This is a genomic window from Pseudomonas sp. Ant30-3, assembly GCF_000690905.1.
Classification (GTDB): domain Bacteria; phylum Pseudomonadota; class Gammaproteobacteria; order Pseudomonadales; family Pseudomonadaceae; genus Aquipseudomonas.
This window is the reverse complement of record NZ_JMCL01000064.1, coordinates 1-23,504: the sequence shown is the minus strand read 5'-3', so window position 1 is coordinate 23,504 and position 23,504 is coordinate 1. Positions and strand designations below refer to the sequence as shown.

The 23,504-nt window shown below is 58.8% G+C and carries 20 protein-coding genes and 5 pseudogenes; 17 read left to right on the top strand and 8 right to left on the bottom strand.

Going from position 1 to position 23,504, the window contains the following annotated elements:
- The first annotated feature begins 45 nt into the window (after positions 1-45).
- The gene (locus tag DU29_RS0116720; protein ID WP_028622696.1) at positions 46-1,902 is read left to right on the top strand and encodes a sigma-54-dependent Fis family transcriptional regulator; all 1,857 of its coding nucleotides are present in this window, start codon (positions 46-48) and stop codon (positions 1,900-1,902) included.
- 69 nt (positions 1,903-1,971) lie between these two features.
- Here DU29_RS0116720 and DU29_RS0116715 read toward each other — a convergent pair whose 3' ends face one another.
- Entirely contained in the window at positions 1,972-2,907 is a 936-nt protein-coding gene (locus DU29_RS0116715) for a SphA family protein (RefSeq protein ID WP_028622695.1), read from the bottom strand.
- A 212-nt stretch (positions 2,908-3,119) separates the two neighbouring features.
- On the bottom strand, positions 3,120-4,004 hold the full coding sequence (locus DU29_RS0116710; RefSeq protein WP_028622694.1) for a helix-turn-helix domain-containing protein: 885 nt from the start codon (positions 4,002-4,004) through the stop codon (positions 3,120-3,122).
- Positions 4,005-4,205: 201 nt separating this feature from the next.
- Between DU29_RS0116710 and pobA the strand changes: the two genes are divergently transcribed.
- From pobA to DU29_RS0116685, 5 genes and pseudogenes are all read left to right on the top strand, one after another.
- Positions 4,206-5,393, top strand: a complete 1,188-nt coding sequence (gene pobA, locus DU29_RS0116705) for a 4-hydroxybenzoate 3-monooxygenase (protein WP_028622693.1) — start codon at positions 4,206-4,208, stop codon at positions 5,391-5,393.
- Between the two features lie 61 nt (positions 5,394-5,454).
- The gene (tatA, locus tag DU29_RS01000000130075) at positions 5,455-5,691 is read left to right on the top strand and encodes a twin-arginine translocase TatA/TatE family subunit (RefSeq protein ID WP_033050613.1); all 237 of its coding nucleotides are present in this window, start codon (positions 5,455-5,457) and stop codon (positions 5,689-5,691) included.
- A gap of 43 nt (positions 5,692-5,734) precedes the next feature.
- On the top strand, positions 5,735-6,094 hold the full coding sequence (locus DU29_RS1000000133590; RefSeq protein ID WP_028622692.1) for a hypothetical protein: 360 nt from the start codon (positions 5,735-5,737) through the stop codon (positions 6,092-6,094).
- Positions 6,078-6,653 (top strand): annotated as a pseudogene (locus tag DU29_RS1000000130955) (methyl-accepting chemotaxis protein); the annotation flags it as partial. The gene DU29_RS1000000133590 and the pseudogene DU29_RS1000000130955, both read left to right, overlap by 17 nt.
- 148 nt (positions 6,654-6,801) lie before the next feature.
- Positions 6,802-8,025 (top strand): OprD family porin, encoded by a 1,224-nt coding sequence (locus tag DU29_RS0116685; RefSeq protein WP_177326968.1) that lies wholly within the window; start codon positions 6,802-6,804, stop codon positions 8,023-8,025.
- Positions 8,026-8,102: 77 nt separating this feature from the next.
- Here DU29_RS0116685 and DU29_RS0116680 read toward each other — a convergent pair whose 3' ends face one another.
- Entirely contained in the window at positions 8,103-9,185 is a 1,083-nt protein-coding gene (locus DU29_RS0116680) for a helix-turn-helix transcriptional regulator (protein WP_236645620.1), read from the bottom strand.
- Positions 9,186-9,215: 30 nt separating this feature from the next.
- The gene (locus DU29_RS01000000130065) at positions 9,216-11,528 is read right to left on the bottom strand and encodes a HEAT repeat domain-containing protein (protein WP_081832504.1); all 2,313 of its coding nucleotides are present in this window, start codon (positions 11,526-11,528) and stop codon (positions 9,216-9,218) included.
- 204 nt (positions 11,529-11,732) lie between these two features.
- Here DU29_RS01000000130065 and DU29_RS0116670 point away from each other — a divergent pair, with 204 nt between their 5' ends.
- Positions 11,733-13,412, top strand: a complete 1,680-nt coding sequence (locus tag DU29_RS0116670; protein WP_028622688.1) for an arylsulfatase — start codon at positions 11,733-11,735, stop codon at positions 13,410-13,412.
- 136 nt (positions 13,413-13,548) lie between these two features.
- Here DU29_RS0116670 and DU29_RS01000000130060 read toward each other — a convergent pair.
- A pseudogene (locus DU29_RS01000000130060) lies at positions 13,549-14,491 on the bottom strand (site-specific integrase); the annotation flags it as partial.
- Positions 14,492-14,531: 40 nt separating this feature from the next.
- Here DU29_RS01000000130060 and glyA point away from each other — a divergent pair.
- The 3 genes and pseudogenes from glyA to DU29_RS1000000130950 form a co-directional block, all read left to right on the top strand.
- Positions 14,532-14,677, top strand: a pseudogene (glyA, locus tag DU29_RS1000000133325) (serine hydroxymethyltransferase); the annotation flags it as partial.
- A gap of 112 nt (positions 14,678-14,789) precedes the next feature.
- Positions 14,790-15,698 carry a LysR family transcriptional regulator gene (locus DU29_RS0116655; RefSeq protein WP_028622687.1) on the top strand — a complete coding sequence of 303 codons (909 nt, stop codon included), beginning with the start codon at positions 14,790-14,792 and terminating at the stop codon, positions 15,696-15,698.
- Positions 15,699-15,781: 83 nt separating this feature from the next.
- A complete protein-coding gene (locus DU29_RS1000000130950) occupies positions 15,782-16,747 on the top strand; it encodes a methyl-accepting chemotaxis protein (protein WP_236645619.1) in 966 nt (321 codons plus the stop codon).
- A 23-nt stretch (positions 16,748-16,770) separates the two neighbouring features.
- On the opposite strand, the gene DU29_RS1000000132410 is transcribed toward DU29_RS1000000130950, so the two are convergent.
- Entirely contained in the window at positions 16,771-17,013 is a 243-nt protein-coding gene (locus DU29_RS1000000132410; protein WP_152635554.1) for a hypothetical protein, read from the bottom strand.
- A gap of 322 nt (positions 17,014-17,335) precedes the next feature.
- Here DU29_RS1000000132410 and DU29_RS1000000132850 point away from each other — a divergent pair, with 322 nt between their 5' ends.
- From DU29_RS1000000132850 to DU29_RS1000000131600, 5 genes and pseudogenes are all read left to right on the top strand, one after another.
- The gene (locus tag DU29_RS1000000132850; protein ID WP_161781295.1) at positions 17,336-17,482 is read left to right on the top strand and encodes a hypothetical protein; all 147 of its coding nucleotides are present in this window, start codon (positions 17,336-17,338) and stop codon (positions 17,480-17,482) included.
- A gap of 137 nt (positions 17,483-17,619) precedes the next feature.
- Positions 17,620-17,862 carry a hypothetical protein gene (locus DU29_RS1000000133070; protein WP_201770523.1) on the top strand — a complete coding sequence of 81 codons (243 nt, stop codon included), beginning with the start codon at positions 17,620-17,622 and terminating at the stop codon, positions 17,860-17,862.
- Positions 17,810-18,874: an EAL domain-containing protein gene (locus tag DU29_RS01000000130050; protein ID WP_236645622.1), complete on the top strand. Its 1,065-nt coding sequence runs from the start codon at positions 17,810-17,812 to the stop codon at positions 18,872-18,874. Before DU29_RS1000000133070 ends, DU29_RS01000000130050 begins: the two co-directional genes overlap by 53 nt.
- 118 nt (positions 18,875-18,992) lie before the next feature.
- Positions 18,993-19,439 (top strand): annotated as a pseudogene (locus DU29_RS01000000130045) (plasmid pRiA4b ORF-3 family protein); the annotation flags it as partial.
- Between the two features lies 1 nt (position 19,440).
- A pseudogene (locus tag DU29_RS1000000131600) lies at positions 19,441-19,982 on the top strand (LysE family translocator).
- 33 nt (positions 19,983-20,015) lie between these two features.
- Here DU29_RS1000000131600 and DU29_RS1000000130945 read toward each other — a convergent pair.
- The gene (locus DU29_RS1000000130945; protein WP_050483116.1) at positions 20,016-20,492 is read right to left on the bottom strand and encodes a porin; all 477 of its coding nucleotides are present in this window, start codon (positions 20,490-20,492) and stop codon (positions 20,016-20,018) included.
- Positions 20,493-20,506: 14 nt separating this feature from the next.
- Complete coding sequence (locus DU29_RS1000000130940) at positions 20,507-21,175, bottom strand: porin (RefSeq protein ID WP_161781294.1); 669 nt, start codon at positions 21,173-21,175, stop codon at positions 20,507-20,509.
- A gap of 384 nt (positions 21,176-21,559) precedes the next feature.
- On the opposite strand from DU29_RS1000000130940, the gene DU29_RS0116610 reads away from it, so the two are divergent.
- Together DU29_RS0116610 and DU29_RS0116600 are read left to right on the top strand one after the other, a co-directional pair.
- Entirely contained in the window at positions 21,560-22,861 is a 1,302-nt protein-coding gene (locus DU29_RS0116610) for an MFS transporter (protein WP_028622685.1), read from the top strand.
- Between the two features lie 33 nt (positions 22,862-22,894).
- Positions 22,895-23,504: amidohydrolase (locus DU29_RS0116600; protein WP_033050619.1), on the top strand; the 610-nt coding region annotated here is incomplete at its 3' end.

The window sequence follows — 23,504 nt, the reverse complement described above, 5'->3', positions numbered from 1 at the left end:
CTGGGCATACTCATAGGTTACCTACCTGCCTCTTGTTGACTGCCCATGACTCGTACTACGCCTACCAAGACTGGCCGTTCTGCCGATGAGGATTTCCTCAAGCAGATGCTTGGCCGGCAGAAGCGCCTGATCGTCGACCGCGCCAGTCAGTTCGGTACCAGCGGCCTGCCATCGGCTGAGCAGTTGGCGGAAACGGTGGCCTTCGCCCCGCAGGAAGGCAGCGTCTGGTTGTGTGGCCAGCGCATGATGCTGCTGCAAGGCTCTGCGTTCGGAGCCATCCGCCGCGAGCTGATCGAGGCGCTGGGGTTCGACAAGGCACGTGGCCTGCTCACGCGCATCGGCTGGCAAGCCGGTGCGCGTGACGCCGCCCAGGTCAGCGAGCAGTGGCCGGAAGGTGATGACACTAGCCTGTATAGTGCCGGACCGCGGCTGCACATGCTCGAAGGCATGGTCAATGTCGAGGTGGTGCGCTTCGAAATCGACTCTGGCATTGGTCACTTCTATTCCGAGTTCCTTTGGCACAACTCACTGGAAGACGACGAGCACATTGCCGCCTATGGCCTGGGCGGCGAACCGGCCTGTTGGATGGAGATCGGTTATGCCAGCGGGTACGCCTCGTCGCTGCTCGGCCGACTGGTCGTGTTTCGCGAGGAGGAGTGCCGCTCGATGGGCCATCAGGCCTGCCGTATCGTTGGCAAACCGGCCGATCAGTGGGACGACATCGATGTCGATCTGGCCTATCTGGATCCAGGCGACTTCCTCAGTCGCAGCACCTACGCCTCGGGCACCGAGACCACCGTTGCCGAGCTGGAGGAACCGGCAGACGGCAAACCGCTGGTGGGCATTTCGGCGGCGTTCGTCGTGGCCACTCAGTTGCTGCAACGCGTTGCACCGACCGAGGCGACGGTGTTGTTGATCGGGGAGTCAGGGGTCGGCAAAGAGTTGTTCGCCCGCTCGCTGTACCAATCCAGTTCCCGGCAGCATATGCCGCTGGTGGCACTCAACTGCGCGACCTTGCCGGAGAACCTGGTGGAGGCCGAACTGTTCGGTGTCGAGCGTGGCGCTTTTACCGGTGCCGAGCGTTCGCGTCCCGGTCGATTCGAACGGGCCCATGGCGGGACGTTGTTCCTCGACGAAATAGCGACCTTGAGCTTCAGTGCGCAGAGCAAGATCCTGCGCGCCTTGCAGGAAGGCGAAATCGAGCGCGTCGGTGGCACGGCGCCGATCCGGGTGGATGTACGGGTCATAGCCGCGACCAACCTGGATCTGCGTCGCGAGGTCGAGGCCGGACGATTTCGTGAAGACTTGTTCTACCGACTGAATGTGTTCCCTATTCATCTGCCACCGTTGCGCGAGCGTCGCGAAGATATCCCGCTGCTGATGAGTTACTTTCTGCGTCATTTCAGCCTGCGCCATGGGCGTCGGCTGGCTGGTTTCAGCACGAGGCTGGTCAATGCACTGCTCACTTATCGGTTTCCCGGCAATATTCGTGAACTGCAGAACCTGATCGAGCGTGGGGTGATTTCCGCCGGCGATGGCGAGGTGATAGACATCGTGCATCTGGCCGAGATTGGCGCACCGTTGATGGCAATGGCGATCGGTCTGACCCCTGAGGGGCGCTTGTCGGCTATCGAGCGACGTGATGAGGCGGCAGGTAAAGTGCGGGCGCCCACAGCGTCAACTGAAGAAGGGGATCATGCAGGCTCACTTCGCGAGCCGGTACTGGAAGGCCTGCAGGCCTTCGTTTCCGGGAGCCAACGGGTGTTGAATACACCCCTGGCAGAAATCGAGCTGCACCTGGTGCGCCTGGCAATGGAGCGCTCCGGTGGCAACATCACGGCGGCGGCGCAGATGCTCGGCATGAGTCGTGCGCAGGTCAGTTATCGCCTCAAGGGGAGCTAGCGCCGGACGCGATCCGGGCTCAACACGATGCCCCGCGACCTGATGATCACGGGGCATTTCGTGGGGGGCTCAGAGGGGAACGGTGAACTTGAGCCAATAGGTCTGGCCATCGGTACGGTTGCGTACGCCGGATTCATCTTGCCATTTGGCACTGAGGGACCAGCCATCCTTGCTGGCATATTGCACGGCCGGACCGATGGAAAAGGAGCGGCCACGGTTGCCATCGGCGGCATCGACCAAAGCCGCGGCGGCGCAATGGGAGGCGCTGCACTGGTCATCGCTCACTTGCTTGTAAGCGTGGCCACCGACACCGAGTACCCAGCCATTGCCCAGGCCCCAGCCAAGGGTGTAGTCGGCATGCAGCTCGCGGCCGGACTGGTAGTGGGTGTCCTGGTTTTCGAAGTTGTAATCGTACATCAGGCGCACATCGGCGTTAAAACCCTTGGGGTCCATGTAGGTCATGGCATACACCGCTTGTACGGTGTAATAGTTCGTGCCGAGGTTGACCAGGTCGTTCTTGTCGTACTCGCTGGCGGTGGGCAGTACGAAGTCGACACCCATAGCGGTGTGGAACTTGTCACTGTGGTGGAAACCGACCACCGGGCCGAGGTGAGCGTCGCCGATGCCGCGCTTGTGGTCATGCGGGCCGTTCTTGATGTTCAGCCGTATGTCATTGAGCGGTAGCAGTGCGTGGAAGCCCAGGCTGCCTCCAAGTACCTGCTGTTCGGTGACCCAGATGAATCGAGGCACGACAGTGGTGACGCGCAGGTCGATGTCGGCCACCTTGTCGCCGGCGTTATCGCGCAGGGTATCGGCCAGGTAGTCGCCGACGAAAACCTGACCGTAGGTGCCGGGTGGCGGCAGGATACCCATGCCGTAGATTTCAATGCCCAGCGGCCAGGACGACACACCGCCTTCGGTAGCCTGGACCAGTGAGGCGCTGCCGGCCAGCAACAGGACAGCGCTGAGCGCAAGGGAAGTGCAGCGGGTGAATTTCTGATGCATGAAAGGCCAACCTTATTGTTATGAGGGGCATACAGCAGCTTTTGATTGCGCAAGGTTGCCCTACTCAACTATTGTGCCAGGTTGGCTTCTTTTATTTTTTGTTGTAAATCAATGGCCTGAGTTCTTACTGTTAATTGTTCAAGGCCTGGGCTGCACGCCTGTGACGGTTTTTGTTAAGAAAGTTCGACCGAATGCGGAAAGTTCGTGATTATTCATGCGCCGCTTTGCCCGACGCTATGGCGGAAGGCATTCGGTGTCTGGCCGCCGAGGCGGCGGAAAAAACGTGAGAAGTAAGTCGGGTCGCTGAAACCCAGGCTGTCGGACAACTGGCTGATGCTCATGTTCGTGTAAGTCAGATTACGTTTGGCTTCCAGCAGCAGGCGTTGGTGAATGATCTGCAGCGCGGTTTGCCCGGCCAGCTCCCGGCACAGGATGTTGAGGTGCACGCTTGAAACGCCGATGCGCTGAGCGAAGATGTCCACCGACAGGTGCTCGCGGTAGTGCTGCTCTACCAACTTGATGAAGTGGCTGAGCAAATGCTGGTCGCGTTCGCCACGATTGCTAGGCGGCGTGTTGAGTTGACGGTGGCGACTGGTCCAGACCATCAGCACACTGACCAGCGAGTGCATCAGCACGTCGCGCGCCGATGCGCTGCTTTCGTATTCCTGAAGCAGGGCGGCAAACAGGGTGTTGATATAGCGGCGATCACGCCCGACCGGGTAGCACCCGCAAGACGCCAGAACTGTCAGCGGTGCGCCCAGTTGCGACTCCAGCCTGGCCACCAGCGGCACGCCGAGGGTGAGCACATAACCCTCGATATTTTCCGAGAACTGAAAACCATGCACGGTTAGCGGCGGAATGACCTGAATGGCCGCTTCCAGCACGTCACTGCGCTTGCCCTCGATGTCGACCACCGCCTGGCCGCGTTGGACATAGAGCAGCTGGAACAGGTCGGCGTGACGGTGAGGCTTGATCTCCCAATGGTGCAGGCTGCTGCGTTTGGGTATCGATTCGCAGTGCAACAAGTCCGGGGTGGTCCATGCCTTGTTTTCGCCATACAGCTTGAACACAGGGATGTTGTTGACGCTGGTTTTCATCGTGCTCGGCGACCTTGAGAGTGGAAATGCACAGTGTGTGGGGTCGTTCGATAATCGAACAAAATTTGTAAAAGTGCAATTTAATCAGGAAAAATCACCTTTTCATCTGAGTTTTGTCAGTAAAAATGCAGGAGAAATATAGAACAACAAAATCCAGTCGCCGTTTGTAAGCGGTTGGAGCGCACATCAGAGATTAAAATAATGAAAACTCAGGTTGCTATTATCGGCGCCGGCCCTTCCGGACTTCTGCTTGGCCAATTGCTGCATAATGCCGGCATCGACAACGTCATTCTCGAGCGCCAGACACCGGATTACGTCCTCAGCCGTATTCGTGCCGGGGTGCTGGAGCAAGGCACTGTCGACCTGCTGCGCGAAGCGGGTGTATCCGAACGCATGGATGCCGAAGGCCTGGTCCACGACGGCGTGGAGTTGCTGGTGACCGGCAAGCGTATTCGTGTCGACCTCAAGGCACTGACTGGCGGCAAGACCGTCATGGTCTATGGCCAGACCGAGGTCACTCGCGATCTGATGGAGGCTCGCAGCGTCAACGGCGCGCCGATCATCTATTCGGTCGAAAACGTGCAGCCCCACGAGATGAAGGGCGAAAGCCCTTACGTCACCTACGAGAAAAATGGACAAACCCACCGCATCGACTGCGATTACATCGCCGGTTGCGACGGCTTCCACGGTGTCGCCCGTAAGAGCATTCCCGCAGAGGTTCTCACCCACTACGAGCGCGTGTATCCATTCGGCTGGCTTGGACTGCTGTCCGACACGCCACCGGTCAACCACGAGTTGATCTATGCCCACCACGACCGTGGCTTCGTGTTGTGCAGTCAGCGCTCGCTGACCCGCAGCCGTTACTACTTGCAAGTACCGCTGACCGACAAGGTCCAAGAGTGGTCCGATGAACGCTTCTGGGGTGAGCTCAAGGCACGTCTGCCACACGACGTGGCGGACAAGCTGGTGACCGGTCCTTCGCTGGAGAAGAGCATCGCGCCGCTGCGTAGCTACGTGGTCGAGCCGATGCAGTACGGCAAGTTGTTCCTGCTCGGCGACGCCGCCCACATCGTGCCGCCAACCGGTGCCAAGGGCTTGAATCTGGCCGCCTCGGACGTGTGCTACCTGTATCGCATCCTGGTCAAGGTCTACAAGGAGGGGCGTACAGACTTGTTGGAAAAATACTCCAAATTGGCACTGCGCCGTGTCTGGAAGGGGGAGCGTTTCAGCTGGTTCATGACCAACCTGCTGCACGACTTCGGCGAGCACAAGGACGCGTGGGACCGGAAGATGCAGCAAGCCGACCGCGAATATTTTTTCAACTCACACGCAGGCCTGGTCAACATCGCAGAGAACTACGTGGGCCTGCCCTACGAAGATATCGAGTAATCCGCTTCTACTGCGCCCACAGCCAAGTTGTGGGCGTTGAACGACAAATACGGAGGTAATCATGGGCCTGTTCGACTGGAAACACTGGCTGGTGCTCTTGCTCGTAGTGGCGGTGCTGTTCGGCGGTAAACGCCTGAAGAGCCTGGGGTCCGACTTAGGCGAGACGATCAAGGGTTTTCGCCGCTCGGTGAGCAGCGACGACGAGGCGCAGCCTCGCGTTGCAACGTCGGCGCGGGTGCAGAGCGGTACCGCACAAACTCAGCAGACGCAAAGCGGACAGGCACCATTGGGCCGTTAATCGCTCCGCCATTTGCACCCTTCGTTTGCCGAGGACCGAGTTCATGTTGTTTAAAAGTTCGATGCGCACACAGTTGCTGACTTCGCTAGGGGCCAGCCTGATGTTGGTCATGCTCTCGGTGCCGCTCTGTTTCTACTTTTCCACTAACGTCCTGTCTGAACCGACATGGTTCACGGGAGCCTTGGCACTTCTCGCAGTTGGCGTGCTGGCGTGGTTACTGGCTCTGAGTTTGTTCAACCGTGTGTTATTCACGCCACTGGGTCATTTGCTCGAGTGCATTGCGCAGTTGGATAGAAGCCATTGCGCTGAGCGGGTAAACAATGCCCGGACAGACGAGTCGGGTTGCCTGGAATGGGCCGCTGATACTTTGCGTGATTTTCGCTCGGATAACCAGCACTGCTAAAGTCATCCATCGCCTGGCAGCTGACAGTGGACGAATTGGTGAGGTGCTTGCGGTCATCCACAGCATTGCAGAACAGACCAATCTACTTGCGCTGAACGCCGCCATTGAAGCTGCCAGGGCCGGCGAGCAGGGCCGAGGCTTTGCCGTTGTGGCCGATGAAGTACGCAACCTGGCACAACGTACTGCCCAGTCCACGGCTGAAATCAACACCATCATCGCCACCGTGCAAAAGGGTGCAGAAAGTGCGGTACAAGCCATCGAGAGTGGGAAACGCAGCATCGAGAACGGCGTTGAACAGGTCCAGCTTGCCGGCAAGATTCTGAACGGCGTAACCGACGCTGTGCATACCATCTGTGAGATGAACCAGCAGATCGCCGTTGCGGCCGAAGAACAGACGCTGATAACCGAAGATATTTCACGCAACCTTAGCGAGTTGGTGGTGATTTCTGCGAGCAATCAGGAAAACGTGCGACGCACTGAAGGTGCTGGTAGAAGTCTGCACCGCGTGGTCGGCGTACTCACCGAGCTGGAAAAACGAATACCTGCGCTGCGCAGCTAGTCATCACGCGCAGACGATAACGGCTTGTGAGCGGGCTGCGGATACTGAACCTCTACAACAACAATAAAAATGTGTAGAGGCATCCATGAACTATCTATACGCAGCTGTGCCGCGCCCCGCTTACTCTGCTGGAAAACACCTGAAGGCCATGGGGCTGATCGGGGTGATGATGCCGCTGGCCGCACAAGCCGATTTTGTCCAAGACAGTCAGTTGAACCTGGGTTTGCGCAACTTCTATGTGGACCGCGATTTCAAAGGCGATAACCCGAAAACCTCGCGCGATGGCAGTTGGAGCCAAGGCTTTGATCTGCGCTTCACCTCCGGTTATACCCAGGGCCCGCTTGAGTTCGGTCTCGATGCGGCGGCGCAATACGCCTATCGCCTTGACGGTGGCGGCGGTCGTGGTCCGGACAGTGTCTTGCCCTATAGCCAAAGCAACCGGGAGCAGGCAAAGGATTACGGCCGGGCGGCGCTGACCGGAAAAGTCCGCTTCTCGAAGACCGAGCTGAAAATCGGTGAGCATCGGCCGACGTTACCGGTGGCCTTCCAGGACGACTCCCGGCAGTTGGTGACGACCTTTCATGGTTTTCTGGTCAAATCCAACGAGATAGACAACCTGACGCTGACTGGCGGGCGATTCACCGAGATCAGCACCCGTGAATCCTCCAACAGCGAAAAGATGTACCTGTTCACCAAACCAAACGGGCCCCGCCACACCAGCGATGGTCTGGACTTTGCCGGCGCCACCTATGCCTTCAGTCCCAATCTTTCGGCCAGCTACTTTTATGGGCAGTTGGAGGATATTTACCAGCAACATTACCTGGGCCTAACCCTCAATTCGGACCTGGGTCGTGGCTACCGCCTGAAGACCGATCTGCGCTACTTCAACAACAAGGAAGAGGGTGAGGCACTGTACGGGAATATCGATAACCGCTCCTACGGAGCAATGACCACCTTGAGGAAGGGCGGACACGGCTTTGGGGTGGGTTATCAACGCATGCTGGGTGACAGCACGTTCCCGACCCTGAACGGCTTTGCGCCGCAACCTTATCTGGTGAACTGGTCGGCAGTGGCCTTCATCAAACCCAACGAAAGCTCCTGGCAGGCGCGCTACGACTATGACTTTGCGGCCATGGGCATGCCCGGCCTGACCCTGACCACCCGTTACCTGCGCGGCACGGGCATTGATCGCGGTGGCGACCTCAGCGACAGCGCTGAAAGCGAGCGCGATCTGTTTCTGGCTTACGTGGTGCAGAGTGGACCCCTGAAGGGCGTGGGCATGGAGTGGCGCAACATTAACGCCCAGTTCAAGCATGGCAATGACTACGATGAAAACCGTGTGATGACTACCTATACCTGGAAGTTCTGGTAGGTCGTGGAGGCGGCGGTCGCTCTGCCTGGAGCGGCCTGGCCGCCATGACTACGTGCAGAGACGGTCGGTGAAAAACCTCAAAGCGGCTTGGCCAGTGTTTGCGATGGCAACTCACCGAAGGCCTGCTTGTAAGCCGCGGTAAAGTGGCTGGGTTGCGCAAAGCCCCAGTGAAATGCCAACGCCGATAACTGCAGCTCTCCGGGTTGGTGGCTCAGCAGTACTTTGCGTATCGCATGCAGCCGGCAATTCTGGATGTAGCGTTGCGGGCTGGTCCCTAGAGCGTTGCGAAACGCCTGCTCCAGACTGCGTCGGCTAGTACCGCTGATGCTCACCAGCTGAGTGATGCACAGCGGCTGGTCGAGATGGGCATGAATAAAATCAACCACCCGCTTCACGGTGCCCGGCAACAGGCGGCGTTGCGTCTCGGTGTGCAGGCTGGGGATCAGTTGTAGCAGGTTCTCGCAAAACAGGTGCTGCACATGAGACTGGCTGGTTGGGGTTGCCAATAAGCCTGAGGCGTTGCCGGTTTCGCTGTCTACCAGACGCAGCAGGCTGCCTAAGCTCTGCATGGCGGGATGGCGGCTATCAAACAGCAGCGTCTGGGTCGGGCGCCGAGGCTCGTGGGTCTGATGGTGGCGCTCCAGGTGATCGAGCAGCAATGCAGCATCCAGGGCGATGACGATCGCCTTGACCCCCTCATGCCAGATGACATCCACCTCATGCCCAGGGCTGAATACCAACAGCTCTCCAGAATTCGCTTGCAGGCCATCGGGACGACTGCTGATCGTACCCTGCAGGGGTAAAATCCCATGCCAGCTGTTCAAGGGGCTTGAGCTCACGCGCACCTCACGGCCCCACTGCGCCCCGAACAACTTCATCTGCGGCAAGGACTGCAAGGTGAAATCAATGTCCAGAGTTCCTCGTCCCCCGAGGCTGATCCGACGTTCTTCAAGATGGTTGTTGAGCAGCGCCTCGGCATCATCGATATTGCGCGAGCGCAGCAATGGCTCAGCTGCAAAAGGAATATTCCTGGCAGGGCAGGAGTCGCCCCATGAAGGAGGGGGTAGGCCGCTGATATGGGGCGTATTCATCACCGTAACCTTTGTTCTTTTTAGTCTGGTTTGACCAGCTTGGTTTTTAGTCTCGGTTGTTGGCTGCACAGGCCATTATCGATCCTGCCCCATTGTACATCAACGGCGCTGTTGTTCCTGTACATAGCCAAGCAGGCGTTGCGCCTTGAGGTGCTGCGGTTGTTGCGCCAGCAGGCGCTGCAAATACTGCTGCGCCGACAGGAATTTACCGGCCCGCGTGTCCAGGTAAGCGGCAGCATACAAGAGGTCGATATCTTGTACCGCACGCTCAAGACCGGCCACTACCACGCGTCGGGCCTGTTCAGGCTGGTTGAGTTGGCTGTGTAATAAGCCAAGGTTGTAATACAGGCGCAGGTTTTGCGGCTGACCGGGTAGGGCTTTCTCCAGCCAGTACACGGCCTGTGCTGGCTGGCGGCGCTCGGCCTGCAGCAGTCCCATTGCATAGGCCAGGTCGGTGAAACCGGCGCGTTGCTCACCGCGCTGCAGGCCGGCCTCCAGAGTCTCAAAAGCTTGGTCCGATTGCTGCCGGCCAAGTAGCAAACTTGCCAGTGCCACGCGCGCCGGTGTGAAATCCGGATCCTGGCGCAGTACTTGGCGGTATTGGTCGAGCGTCTGTTCTTCACGGCCCTGTCGCGCCAGCAGACTGGCGAGGTTGAATCCAATTCCCGGCAAATCGGCGTTGGCTCTCAGGCGAGCTTCGTGGTCCTCGAGTAAGTGCTTTAGATTACTGCGCTGGGCGACCGGCAGTTGCTCCTGCAGATCCACCAAGGCTCGAGCGGCCTGATCGCGCACGGTGAGTGCCGGGTCGTCGAGCAAGGCAGGCAAGTGTTGCAGGCGTTGTTCGCTCGATGCATTCGCCATGGCTCGGACCGCACTGCTGCGTACCAGTGCGTCCTGATCCTTGAGAGCCTGACTGAGTTTATCGAGTGCGGGCCCTTCCACGCCGGTCAAGGCCTCGGCGGCAGAGGCCCGAACAATTGCCGGTCGTGTCGCGTTTGTTATCAGTCGTGCAGCCAAGACGATAGCCTGAGGATCGTGCTCGCGAGCACCTTGCAACACCGGGCCATAATGCTCAGGTCGCCGGGGGCCAAAGCGCTGGCTGATTTCACTGGCTGCCCATTGTGGCGAGCGATTGCGATGACAGTCAGTGCAGGCGTTAGGCGCGCCGGTGATCGGCGTCAGGTCTGGTCTTGGCAGTCGGAAGCTATGGTCGCGTCGTGAGTCGATCACCATGTAGTTGCGGGCAGGGGCGTGGCAATTGGTACATTGCGCGCTCGGGCTGCCTTGAGGGTGGAAATGATGGCTGGGGCTATCGTAGGCCTTCTTTTGCAGCGACGAGAACCGCGGGTTGCCCTGTGGATTATGGCAGGCCGTGCACAGCGTATTGTCCTGAGCGTACAATACGCCGCTGTGAGGGTTGTGACAATCGCTGCAGGTCACGCCGGCGGCGTACATTTTGCTCTGTACGAAGGAGCCGTACTCGAACACTTCAGCTTGTTGCTGGCCATCGGCGTAATAGGCCCCTGCGGTCAGCAGGGTAGGGTAGGCCGTATCTGCCAGTGGCTTGCCCGGCTGGCTACCAACGCCGAGACTTTCCTGCTGTGCGTGGCAGCGTGCGCACTGTTCAACTTCGTAGCCTTTGGCATGCGGCCCGAAGTCCACGAGCAAACCGCGGTCGGTTGCGTTGCTGGCGGGCTGTTGTTGCGACTCTGGCAGACTGGCCCACGCCAAATGCCGGGCTCCTGGCCCATGGCAACTCTGACAGCCCACCGACAGCTCGCTCCAGGTGGTGGCGAAGCTGTCCTGTTTGGCGTCGTAGCCTTTTTTCAGATTGCCGGAGTGGCACTGGGCGCACATGCCGTTCCAGTTCTGCGAGCGGCCGGTCCAGTGCAGTGCGTCATCCGGGGTAAAGCGTTGACCGGGGTAAAGCGAAAACCAGCGCTGCCCGCCATCCGCCTTGGCGCGGTTGTCCCAGGCGACGGTCAACGACTGTAATCGCCCGCCTGGGCGCTCGATCAGATACTGCTGCAGAGGGTAGACGCCAAAGGTGTAGGCCAAAGAAAAGTCGTGACGTTGGCCCTGTTCGTCCTCGGCATTGATGTAGAACTTGCCATCACGGGTGGTGAACCTTACTTCGACTCCCGCATCATCCTGAAAGGTCTGATCGGCGAAATTTCCCAGCACATTGTCCTGGGTCGGCTTGCGCATCGACCAGCTGTGATGCGACTGCGACCATTGTTGCGTCTGGCGGGCATGGCAGCCCTGACATGCACTTGGGTCGACGTAACCATCGTCCAGCTTCTGCATTGGCGGGCGAGCTTGAGCGGCGAGGAGCCAGCCGGTCCATGCGCACAGCAGCAACAGCAGAATCCCCCGTGAGAAATGCGCTCTATGCCGACTACCTCGCTTCATTTGCCCCCACCTCATGCTCAATAGTGGGTGCCCGTGCCCCCGGAAATGGAGGCCATGATGAACGGCGATTGACCGGTTCCCCAGCCCTTTGGGCAAATAACGACGCAGGTGAATAAGCGCTTGCGCAACCGCGTTAGCGGCACGCACCGAGCCATCTGCATACTGGCGCCTCAGCCAATAATAACAACTGAGGAACCGCCCCCCATGAGCTGGATGACGAAACTCATACTTCCCCTGATGGTTGCCGTGTGCAGCCACGCGGCCATGGCCGCAGATGAGCGCCCGAACTTCCTAATAATTGTCGCCGATGACCTGGGTTACAGCGACCTGGGCAGCTTCGGCGGTGAAATCAGCACCCCAAACATCGACTCGCTTGCCCAGGGCGGTGTGCGCCTGAGCAACTTCCACACCGCGCCCACCTGCTCGCCGACACGGGCGATGATGTTCTCCGGTGCAGACAGCCACGTGGCTGGCCTGGGTAACATGGGCGAGCTGCTTCAGCCGTTCCAGCAAGGCAAGCCTGGCTATGAAGGTTACTTGAACGAACGCATGGTCACGGTGGGGCAAGTGCTCCAGGACGCTGGCTACAACACCTATACCACCGGTAAATGGCACCTGGGTCGCACCGAAGAAACCAGCCCGAAGGCACGTGGTTTTGACCGCTCCTTCATTCTGGTCCAAGGCGGCGCCAGTCATTTCGATGACCAGCACGCCATCATTGCCAAGGATCCGAAAGCGATCTATCGCGAAGACGGCAAACAGGTGGAAGTGCCCAAGGGTTTTTACTCCAGCGAGTTCTACACCGATCGGCTGATTGACTACATCGATGCCGACAAAGCCAGTAACAAGCCGTTCATGGCCGTCTTGTCCTACACCGCGCCGCATTGGCCGCTGCATGCTCCGGATGACTGGCTGGATAAATACAAGGGCCGCTACAACGCAGGCTATGAGCCGATTCGACAGGCACGTCTGGAGCGTCAGAAACAGCTGGGTATCGTCGCGGCGGATACGACGCCCAACACGCCAATGGCCAAGGGTCTTCCAAGCTGGAACCAGTTGAGCGATGAGCAGCGTCAGCGTGAGTCGCGCAACATGGAGATCTATGCGGCGATGGTGTCCAACATGGACTACCACATCGGTCGACTGCTCCAGTACTTGGAGAAAACCGGCAAGCTGGATAACACCTTTATCGTGTTTATCTCCGACAACGGTGCCGACGGCAACAGCCCACTTGACCTGCCCGGCAACAAGGAATGGCTCGCCAGCGACTTCGATAACAGCCTGAAGAACCTCGGTCACAAAGGCTCGTATGCCGACTACGGCGCACAGTGGGCCCAAGTCAGTTCCACCCCGTACCCGCTGTTCAAGGGCTTCACCAACGAGGGCGGGATTCGCGCGCCGGCTATCATCAGCGCGAAAATGCTAAAGAAGGCCCACCTGCAAGGCACCCTCAATAATGACATGGTCCATGTGATGGACCTGATGCCGACCCTGCTGGACCTGGCCGGCGTCCCGGCACTGGGCAAGACATTCCACGGTCGTCCGGTGCAAACCATCAGCGGCAAGAGCATGCGCCCGTTGCTGGAAGGTCAAGCCATGGCTGAACGTCAGATTGGCTGGGAATTGTTCGGCCGCAAGGCGCTGCGCAAGGGAGATTGGAAAATCACCTTGGTCAACCAACCTTACGGCAACTCCAACTGGCAGCTGTACAACCTCAAGAGCGACCCTACCGAAAGCCGCGACCTGGCCCAGAGCGAGCCGGCCAAGATGAAGGAAATGCTCGTGGCGTGGGACCAGTACGCCAAGGAAAACAACGTGCTCGATGGCAAGTTCGACCTCAAGTACGGGTTCCAGACCTGCCTCTATGAATACTGTTTCAAGTAAGAGGGTACCCGATAACGCCACTATCCTGTAGAAGCGCGGCTTGGCGGTGATGTCGTCCTTCTGATCTTCCCCCGCTTTGGTGGACGTCTAGGAGAATGCGAAAGCTATGCCATACGGGACAATAGTAAAAAACTGATCATGAGGGGCGCAGGACTCCAGCGGCGGCATAGTCTGGAAAAGACATCATCGACTCGGTCGGTGGATGCTCATAGGTCGAGGACAGCACGGCACTGAGTCGGTCGCCCAACAGGTCCCAGGCGCGTTTTTTCTCTTCGGCATAATCATGATGCAGGTAGTGGCGCCTCACCCGGGAACCGGCCAGCACATGGTTTTGGCAGCGGTCGATGACGTCCAGGCTGACTCCCAAAGCCTGCATCATGGTCGCGCCCGTACGGCGCAGATCATGCGGCGTCCAGTCACCGTTCTGGCCGTCGGCAAGCACCAGGGTATCGTCATGACGCCGTCTTGACAGGGCCTTGCGGGTTTTTGAACCGAGCCTGACGATCGCCCACCTGCTTACTCACTGCTTTCACATCAACATGCTGATCATCCTGCTTGTTGGGAAAGCACCACTGAGAGTCTCCCGTGAGGATCTTGAGTTCCTGAAAGAAATGCAGCGCAAAGGGAGAGAGGAAGACATGGTGGTCCTGTTTCTTGCCGCGAGTGCCTTTGACGTTTTCGCTCGGAATGAACCAGGTCTGCTGGTCCAGATCGACATTTTTCCATTCGGCCTGTAGCAATTCGCCAATCCGGCACAAAGTGCCCAGGCTGATCCAGAGCGCGAGTTGGGTCTCCTTCTTTAATGGACGAATACCCTCGTACTTATGACCAGAGGGGAGGGCGTTGTAATCGGCGGTCATTTTCTGGAAGCGGTTGTGCAGTTCCAACAGCTCAGTCAGCGAAAGGGTCCGGCTTCTTTCTGCCTCGTAGTCGGCAGGGATCAGGGGGGAGATGTCGACCAGCTCAGTTGGATCACCCTCGACCAATAAGGCCCGCCAAGGTTGGCGCTTTCTAGCCCAGCTGAACATCTGAGTGAGGTCGGCGAAGAAACTGATCGCTTGGAAACGATGCTCGTTGCGGCGCTTGCCTGGCTGGACAATACCGATTGACTGTCAGTGGGTGACTACTCGCGGCTTCAAGCAAGCCGCGAGTTGGCCGGCTGGATCTGCGATATTTTTGACCACTTGGGCGATGCCAATGTGGAAGCCGAAGTGGCAGATCGCGTGGCTCAATTGAGTAAGCGTTTCCCAGGCTATCCAGGCTAATCCCGATATTCCGTCCGCCACAGTGCAACGCCAGGGCGGACACTATTGGTCGGCTTCTGGCAAACTCCCCCCAGAACATCTCTCTGGCCTCTGGCCGATGTCGGGAATAATAATGAAACTGCATCAACTTCGAGCCCTCGTCTCCATCCATGAAACCGGCAGTCTGCAGGATGCCTCAGCCGTCCTGCACTTGACCCAGTCGGCGCTGAGCCGGGCCATCAAAGAACTCGAGAATGAACTGGGTATCACCTTGCTAGTACGCTCGAACAAGGGCATGACCCTCACCGAATACGGCCAGCGCATGCTCGGCCACGCTCGCCAGGCCCTGGAAAGCGTGCGCCGCGCGCGCCAGGAAATCGAAGACATGAAAGGCCTGGTGGTCAGCGAGATCACCATCGGCGTGACCCCGGTCACGGCCATCCTGCAACCGCTCAAACAGATCCTGCTGGAATTCCAGCAGACCTACCCACAAGCCTCGCTGCGCGTCCTAGAGCTGCGCCCGGCACAACTGCTGCAACATCTGCGCGACGGCCTGCTGGACTTCGCCCTCACCTCGCAACTGCCGGCCAACACCGTGGGCCTGGACTGGCAACCGCTGCGCCAGATCAACGGCTTGGTGGTGGTGCGCAAGGAACACCCGCTGCGCAACGTCAAATCCCTGCGTCTGCTGCAACAGGCGCAATGGATCAGCGTCGATCCGCTCAGCGATACTCAGTCGCAATTCAACCAGCTGTTTGAAGGCAGCGCTCTGTCCCGCCCGCGTAAGACCCTGGAATGCACTGCGATGAACCTGGCGATCAAGCTACTGATCGACAGCGACGTGGTGATGATCATGAGCGAAGCGGCCCTGGGCCACGATCTGGTCAGCCTCAGTGACATGTCAAAACATTTGCAACCGATCAACATCCAGGAGCCGATACCGGACTACTTCATCAACCTGGTGTGCGTTAACCGCAGCTATTTAACCAAGACTGCCGGGCAGCTGTTTGAGATGTTGCAGCAGGCGTTGCAGAGTGGGTGATTCCTGCTGCCTGTTTGATGGCTCTTGAAACTTTACATTCGAGAACCACTTGCGAAGCTTACAGTACCGTAGAAGCGTGAAAAGTGAGTCTTGTCCTCTCCGATTTGCAGGAGATCTGGCAGTTGCAACGCTACTGTGAAGACTCCGCCCAGCATGGCGCCCAGGAGCCAGTCAGCGCTGCCGAGTGGCTGCTGCTGCAGCCGATCAGACGAAGCTTTCAGCAGCGGCTGAACCACGAACAACGCCAACAACAACTGTTACAGCAGCGATTGGATGAAATATCCCACTCCTCACACGAACTCGAACAAAGCGCGGCGCTGGTGACCAGCAATGCCGAAGGGCAAAGCGAATCGGCCACTGTCGCCGCAGCGGCGGTAGAACAACTGAATGTGAGCATTTTGCAGGTGGCGGCGCTGGCCGATGAGTCGCGTCAGACCAGCGTCGTGGCCAGCGAACAGTTGGCCGACGGGATCGGCCAGCTCACCAATTTGGTGCAGCAGGTGTCCGAGATGGCGCAGCAAGCCATCACCACCAACGAACTGATCCTGAACACCAACTCGCGCACCATCAATGAAATGTCCGGCACCATCCGCGGGATTGCTTCGCAAACCAACCTGCTCGCCCTGAATGCCGCCATCGAAGCGGCCCGCGCAGGTGAGAGCGGCCGTGGCTTCGCCGTGGTGGCCGATGAAGTTCGCCGTTTGGCCTTACACAGCCAGGAGTCGGCGGCAGAAATCAGTCGCAACATCGAATCGGTGCAACAGCACATCAAGGATGCCACGGTGCAGGTGTCCGACTTGACCAATCTGGCGCATCGCAGCGCCGCCAGTTCCGAAGCGGTGTGCGCGCTGCTCAATCAGGTGCAACAGCGAACCCTGCAATTGACCGGGCAGGTCGACCAAGTGGCGGTCAGTACCGAACAACAGGGCAAGACCGTTGCGGAAATCGCCGAACTGGCCGACCGCGTCCGCCAAGGCAATGCCGACAACCTGCAGGCCGCCGATCAGGCGCGATCCATAGCCCACCATCTGGCTCATCTGACGGGGTAATCAGCATGAATGGATTGCACGGACTACCGCTCTTGCTCGCCGCTGCCACCGCTCTGGCCACCCTGATCCTGCTGTTCTATGGCTTGCACCGGCGCCTGCAGCGGCAAAAGCGCCAACATATCCAGTAGAACATTCGCCAGCTGGCCTTGTTGCGTGCACTGATATCCGGGTTTCAGCGCCATCGCGGCCTGAGCAATGGCGTGCTCTGTGGCGATGCCAGCCTGAGTCAGGATCTTGCCACCGCACGCCAGGGGTTGGACCAGCATATCCGTGTGATCCAGGAGTTCGACAGCACGTACCGGGACGCCTGGAACAGCTTGATCGATCACTGGTCGCGCATGCGCGAAGGGCGCAGTAGCGACCGGGCGAACAATCTGGTGCAGCATCACCTGATCATTCGCAACAGCATCTTTCTGATGGAGGATGTGGCGAGCGAAATCGATCTGACTGAGGGCCGTGCCGAGCTGGGCTACCTGCCCTGCATCTGGCGCGAGGTAGTCCAGGCAGCAGAATGGGGCCGGCCAGGCGCGCGCCCTGGGCACCGGCATCGCGGCGGCCGGTCAGAGCAGCGCCGAGCAGCACGTGAGGATGCGTTTTCTCTACCAGAAGATCGAGCTGCTGGCCGGCACGGCCTTCGCCACTCTGCAACGCCACGCCACCGATCACCCGCAGTCTGACGTGTTCCGCCTGCAGCATCGCGAACAGGTGGTGGAGGATTTTCTGCGCGGCACATAAAGAGGAGCTGCTCGACCAGGAACAACCCGTGATTGCCGCCAAGACCTACTTCCAACGCGCCACCCAAGCCATTGATGAACTGCTGGCCCTGGTGGATGCGGCGCTGGCTCAGCTACAGCCCCGCTAAGGAAGCGCAGATGCTAAATACCGTCCAGCCGCTGCGCTACGACCACCAGACGCCCGCCTGCCCGCCAGTCCACGGCCTGCCGAGCGTCCCCATAGTCGCCACCCGCTATCGTGGCCTGTCACTGACCAGCCATTTCCAGCCGATTTTCAGTATCGCGCATGGCCGGGCGGTGGGCTACGAAGGGCTGATTCGTGCACACCATGCCGGATGGCACGGCAGAGCCGCCGGCAACCCTGCTGGCCATGCCGAGTGATAGCAGGGAAAGCTTGGAGCTGGACCGCACCTGCCGGACCTTGCATGTGCATAACTTTGCGCGGCAGGCCACGGATCAAGCCTGGCTGTTTCTCAATTTGAACTCGCAGCACTTGGTCAGCGTACAACCGGACATTGGTTTTACCCACAACTTGCTGCAGACCACTGGCATTGCGGCGCATCGACTGGTGATAGAGATCATTGAAAGCGAGGTCAGCGATCATGAGCAGTTGAAGCGCTTCATCAGCCATCTCCGCCAGTTGGGGTGCCTGATAGCCATCGATGACTTCGGCGCGGGGCACTCCAACTTTAATCGCATCTGGGATCTGCAACCCGACATCGTCAAGATCGACCGCCGCCTGATCCAGGATGCCGGTCATTTGCGCCGGGTGGAGCGGATTCTCACCGGCATCATCAGCTTGCTGCACGAGGCTGGCAGCCTGGTAGTAGTGGAAGGCGTGGAAACCGAACACGAGGCACTGGTGGCCATTGCGGCCAACGCCGACATGGTTAAGGGCTTCTACTTTGCCAAACCACAGGCCCGCATCGACGCCGAGCAGAGTTTGGTCACTACCTTCGACAGCCTGCTGCGCGGCCAGCAGTGGCAAAGCGTCAAACGCAACGCCGACTTGCAGCACTATGTGTGTGAAATAGAAGGCTTGTTTCAACAGGCCGTGGTGCACTTTTCCGCCAACCAGCAGTTTGACCTGAGCAGCGCTTTGCTCTTCAGCGACCCGCGCACGGTGCGCTGCTATCTGCTCAATGAAGCGGGGTATCAGGTGCCGCGCAATGACTATGCCCCGCACTACCAACAGCAGCTGAATGCGCGCTTTGTGCCCCTGCTGTGTAAGCACTACCACTACCGGGCACTGAAGCAACCAGGGGGCATCCAGATCAGTCGGCCCTATCTGTCGGTGGCGGATTCGCGCATGTGCATCACGCTGTCGCAGACCGTCAAGGTTGGCGGCACGCTCTATGTCTTCTGCTGTGACCTGGATTGGCAGGAACAGTGATGCGCCCGCCCAGAGGGCGAAGCTGGCCGGATGATCTGCGCCTTAATTTCTGTGTAGCGCAACGCCGCAGCGGGCGTTTGGAGGCTGCCGCAGTAGGCGAGAGTTTTTTTACAACCTCTCAGTGATTCAGATCGTAATGGGCTGGGAGGGAGGGCATATGCATGAGTTTGAAATTGCCGGTGAGAATTACGGCATACCCGACCCCGACGGGTGGGGCCCACCCGTGAACTCGGAGGTCCGCAAGACCCTGATCAAAGCGTTGTACGGGAAAAAGACGTTTCGCTACCTCTATGACTTTGGCGATGGTTGGGATCACCGGATCAAAGTCGAAAAGAAACTGCCTGTTGTGGCATGTCCCCAGGTGCCGTATTGCATCGACGGTGCCAATGCTTGCCCACCGGAGGACGTGGGCGGTTGGCCGGGTAATGCCGAATTTCTTGAAACGATGGGAGATCCCAGCCATCCAGAGCATGAAGACATGTTGGAGTGGCACGGCAGTACCTTCGATCCAACGGTTTTTGAATGGGAGCGCGTTAATCAGTGGTTAAAGGAGATTAAGGTCTGAGATGCAAGGCGGTGTAGTTCGGACGGTTACGTTGGTACTGTCTTCCGGACCGAACATGATCTACCTGGTTTGACGCACGCTTTACCAAGGCCGAAAGGCTGGGCTGATCTCGCTACTGGGAGTTACATCTACCACATGCTCGCCGCGGCCGGGCTGAACAGCCTGTTCATTGCCTTGGCCTTTGTTTATGAACTGCTCAAATATACCGGCGCCCTGTACCTGCACTAGCTGGCCTGACAGAACCTGCGGCCAGGCGGCCGGTCGACGTTTGAAGCGCGGGAGCTGGACACCGACCCACCCTATAAATTATTCAGCATGGGGCTGGTCGCTAACCTGCTAAATCTGAGAGTTATTGTTTTTTTCTGTCTGTGCTGCCGCAGTTCATCACCGACCTCAATCATGTGCTGAGCCAAAGCCTGATACTGGGCAGCGTACAAAAGCGGGCATTCCGGATGGTTGGCGGACAATCCAGGCTGGCTCAAGGCACAGCGCTATATAGTGGGAACCGTGCTGGCCGGCTTGTCTGCTCGGATAGCTATTTGAGTATGCACTCAGCCAGCTCCGAAATGGAGAACGCTAAAAGTGGTGGTACACCCCAACAGCTAGATCCTGCGGGGTATCGCCGCGATCTGCCAGTGGAATGGCGGCGAGGGTCTGGCCGGCATTGGGTTCATTGACGACTAGCCCGGCGCGCACATAGATCGCTGTTTGCGGGGTAAAAAAGTGGTCGTAACCGACCATCACCCCCCAGGCGTCGTTGTTGCTGCCCTGAACCTGTCGACTAACCAGTACCGCCCGGGCCAGGTCCTTGCCCACCGGCATCATCGCCCCTGCAGTGATGACATTAAGCTGCGGTACGCCGGCCGCTTTCACGTCCTGTTGTTGCCAGGTCAGACTGGCACTCAAAGGGCCAAAGTCATACATCCCGCTGACAAAGTAGTAATCGTTGCGCACCTGAAAATGGCTGCTGTCATGCGTCTCGAAGGGGTCACTCCAATAGCGATTGTAGCCTCCGAGCAACACGACCGTCGGGCTCCAGTAATCCACCCGCATACCCTCACCCCTAATCATGCGCCCTGTGCTGGAAGCATCCTCCACGCCGAAGTGAGGATTGAGCCCAGGCTCAGGCCGTGCCATTTTGGCGTGGTGTAGGCCAGTGAGTTCATCGGACGCAAATCAAGGGCATACGAACCTGGTGCACGGACAGGCAGACTCAGGGAAGAGTAAGGCGACTCTTTGGCCGTTGCGAGAAAAGGGTCGACGAGCGCCGGTGCACTCATGGAGTAAGTCTTGCCGACCTCCAGTTTCCCCCAGGTTTTTGAGCGCAATGCCAAGGCAGCCAGACGCAGCCTACCGACATCGACCCAGCTGGAATTGTGGGACAGTGCACTGCCGTCGAAGTTGAACCCTTCCTCGACCACCCCTTGCAGCGAGAGATCATCGTTCAACGATTTGCGAAAAAACAAGCCGATTTTGTTGGTCCAGGCCCCGCCACCAGCAAAGCGCGTACCAGACTTGCTCCCTGAGTCATAGGTGTCGACATAACCATCAAGCGTACCGTACACGTTGAAAGCATCACCATCGCGCGTGTCGACCGTGTACGGCCCGAATCCCGGGGCGAGCATTTTCAGAGCAGGAAAGCCTTCGGCATCGACCACGCCGCTGCTCATTAGACCGAAGCTCAACAAGGCACCGCCGAAAAGAGGGCGCCAGGACGACGAGGTAAGTAATGCCATGTGCAAACACCTTAGATCCGTGTGGAGGTGGCGCAGCATTCACTGCTCGGTCGCAACACTCCCATTCACCATTACTCAATCCCTTGATAAAAGTCAGTGCAGAGGCTCTAAAACCACCTGTTTCAGAACTTTTGCGGAAAACATGGCCACAAGCTTTCCAGGAAAAAGCCATCTCCGAGCGTTCGGGTTACCGAATGACTCAGGTTAGTGGCACCGTCGTTGTGCCTACCGAGTCAAAAATGCCCAGATCTGCGCAGGTGCCTGTTGGCTGGACCGATCTTTCCCGCACCGTTGGTGAGGGCCTTGCAGAAATGCCAAGTGCAGATTGCCGACGCATGCCCAAGACTGCAGCCACACCCCTTACCTGGGCTAAGGAAAATAAGTATGAGAACCCCCCTAGTTAGTAACGGTCTCGGTGTCGATACCGCATCAAGTGTTGCCTCCGAATCCCGCATGATGCGGCGGGTGGTGATCGCCTCTTCCCTGGGCAATGCCCTGGAGATCTACGATTTCACCGTTTACAGCTTCTTCGCCGTGATCATCGGCAAGCTGTTTTTCCCCGGTGAGTCGGCAATCGCTTCGCTGTTGATGTCCTTGGCGACTTTTGCTGTCGGCTTTCTGATGCGTCCGTTGGGCGCAGTGCTGATCGGTCGGGTCGCCGACCGGCGCGGACGCAAGACCGCACTGTCGCTGACCATCGGTTTGATGACCGTCGGCACCGGGATCATCGCTTTTACTCCGACCTACCCCAGTATCGGCATCGCCGCGACCTTCCTGCTGGTGTTCGGCCGATTACTGCAAGGCATCTCCGCTGGTGGTGAAGTAGGCACCGCTTCGGCCTTTCTGATGGAATCAGGACGCACAGACACTCGTTGCTTCATGGTCAGCTGGCAAGGCGCCAGCCAAGGTGCAGCAGCGCTGGTCGGCGCATTGACCGGGCTGGTGCTCACTAGCACCTTGAGTGACGAGGCCCTGCACTCGTGGGGCTGGCGTGTGCCGTTCATCATTGGCCTGTTGATCGGCCCAGTGGGCTGGTACATCCGTCAGCATCTGGACGAAACCCATACTGACAGCCATAACCCCACGCCCCTGAGTGAAGTACTGCGCACGCAAGGCCGTACTCTGCTGTTGGGCATTGCGCTGATGGCCAGCTCCACCGTCAGCATGTACATGGTGGTTTTCTATATGCCGACCTATCTGGTACAGACGCTGCACTATCCGAGCACGTTCGCCTTCGCCCTAGTCGGCCTAGCCAGTGCGTTGCTGGCAGTAGTCCCGCCATTATCGGCACGCTATGCCGACCGTTTCGCGCGGCGCAAACCTCTGCTGTACTGGACCGTCGGGTTGCCGCTGGTGATGGTCTACCCATCCTTCCTGCTGCTGGGCGGAGAAAGCACTGGCCTGTGCATGCTGGCTATCACCTTGCTGATCATGCCGCTGGCAGTGGGTATAGGCCCATCTCTGGCGCTGATGATGGAAGCCTTTCCCCGGGCGCAACGAGTCACTGGCCTGTCTATTATTTACAGCTTTGGCGTAACCCTGTTTGGCGGCTTCTCCCCGCTGCTGGTGACCTGGTTGATCGGTGTGACCGGTAACCCGTTGACCCCCGCATTTTATTTGATCGCCGCCGTGGCCCTGAGCCTGTTCGCGCTGCGTTTGTACCCCGAACATCCAGGCCGCGCTTGACGCTGGCACTAGTGCCAAAAAGAGGAATCAGCCATGACTAACCTGATTATCAAGCAGCAACTGCAAAACAGCGCCGAACACTTCGCATTGATTCGCCGCGATATCCATAGCTTTCCGGAACTGGGTGCCGACACCCTGCGCACCGCCGCACTGGTCGCTGAAATGCTTGGCGGTTGGGGTTATGAAGTGCATACCGGGGTGGGCGGCAATGGCGTGGTCGGTGTCCTGCGCCGGGGCAATGGCAAACGCAGCCTGGGCATTCGCGCCGACATGGATGCACTGCCGATTCTGGAAAAAAACGGCCTGCCCTGGGCCAGCCAGCATCAAGGGCGCATGCACGCCTGCGGCCACGATGGCCACACCACGACCTTGCTGGCAGCAGCCGAACAGCTCGCCCACACTGCGGAGTTCGACGGCACACTGAACCTGATCTTCCAGCCAGACGAGGAAGGTCTGGCCGGCGCGAAGCTGATGATCGAAGATGACCTGTTCGACCGTTTCCCATGCGACGCGGTGTACGCGTACCACAACATGCCGGGCCTGCCAGTCGGGCAGGCGGTGGTACAGGTCGGCGGACTGATGGCCTCCTCCGAGCGGGTCACCATCACCCTGACCGGTCGCGGCGGTCACGGCGCCATGCCTG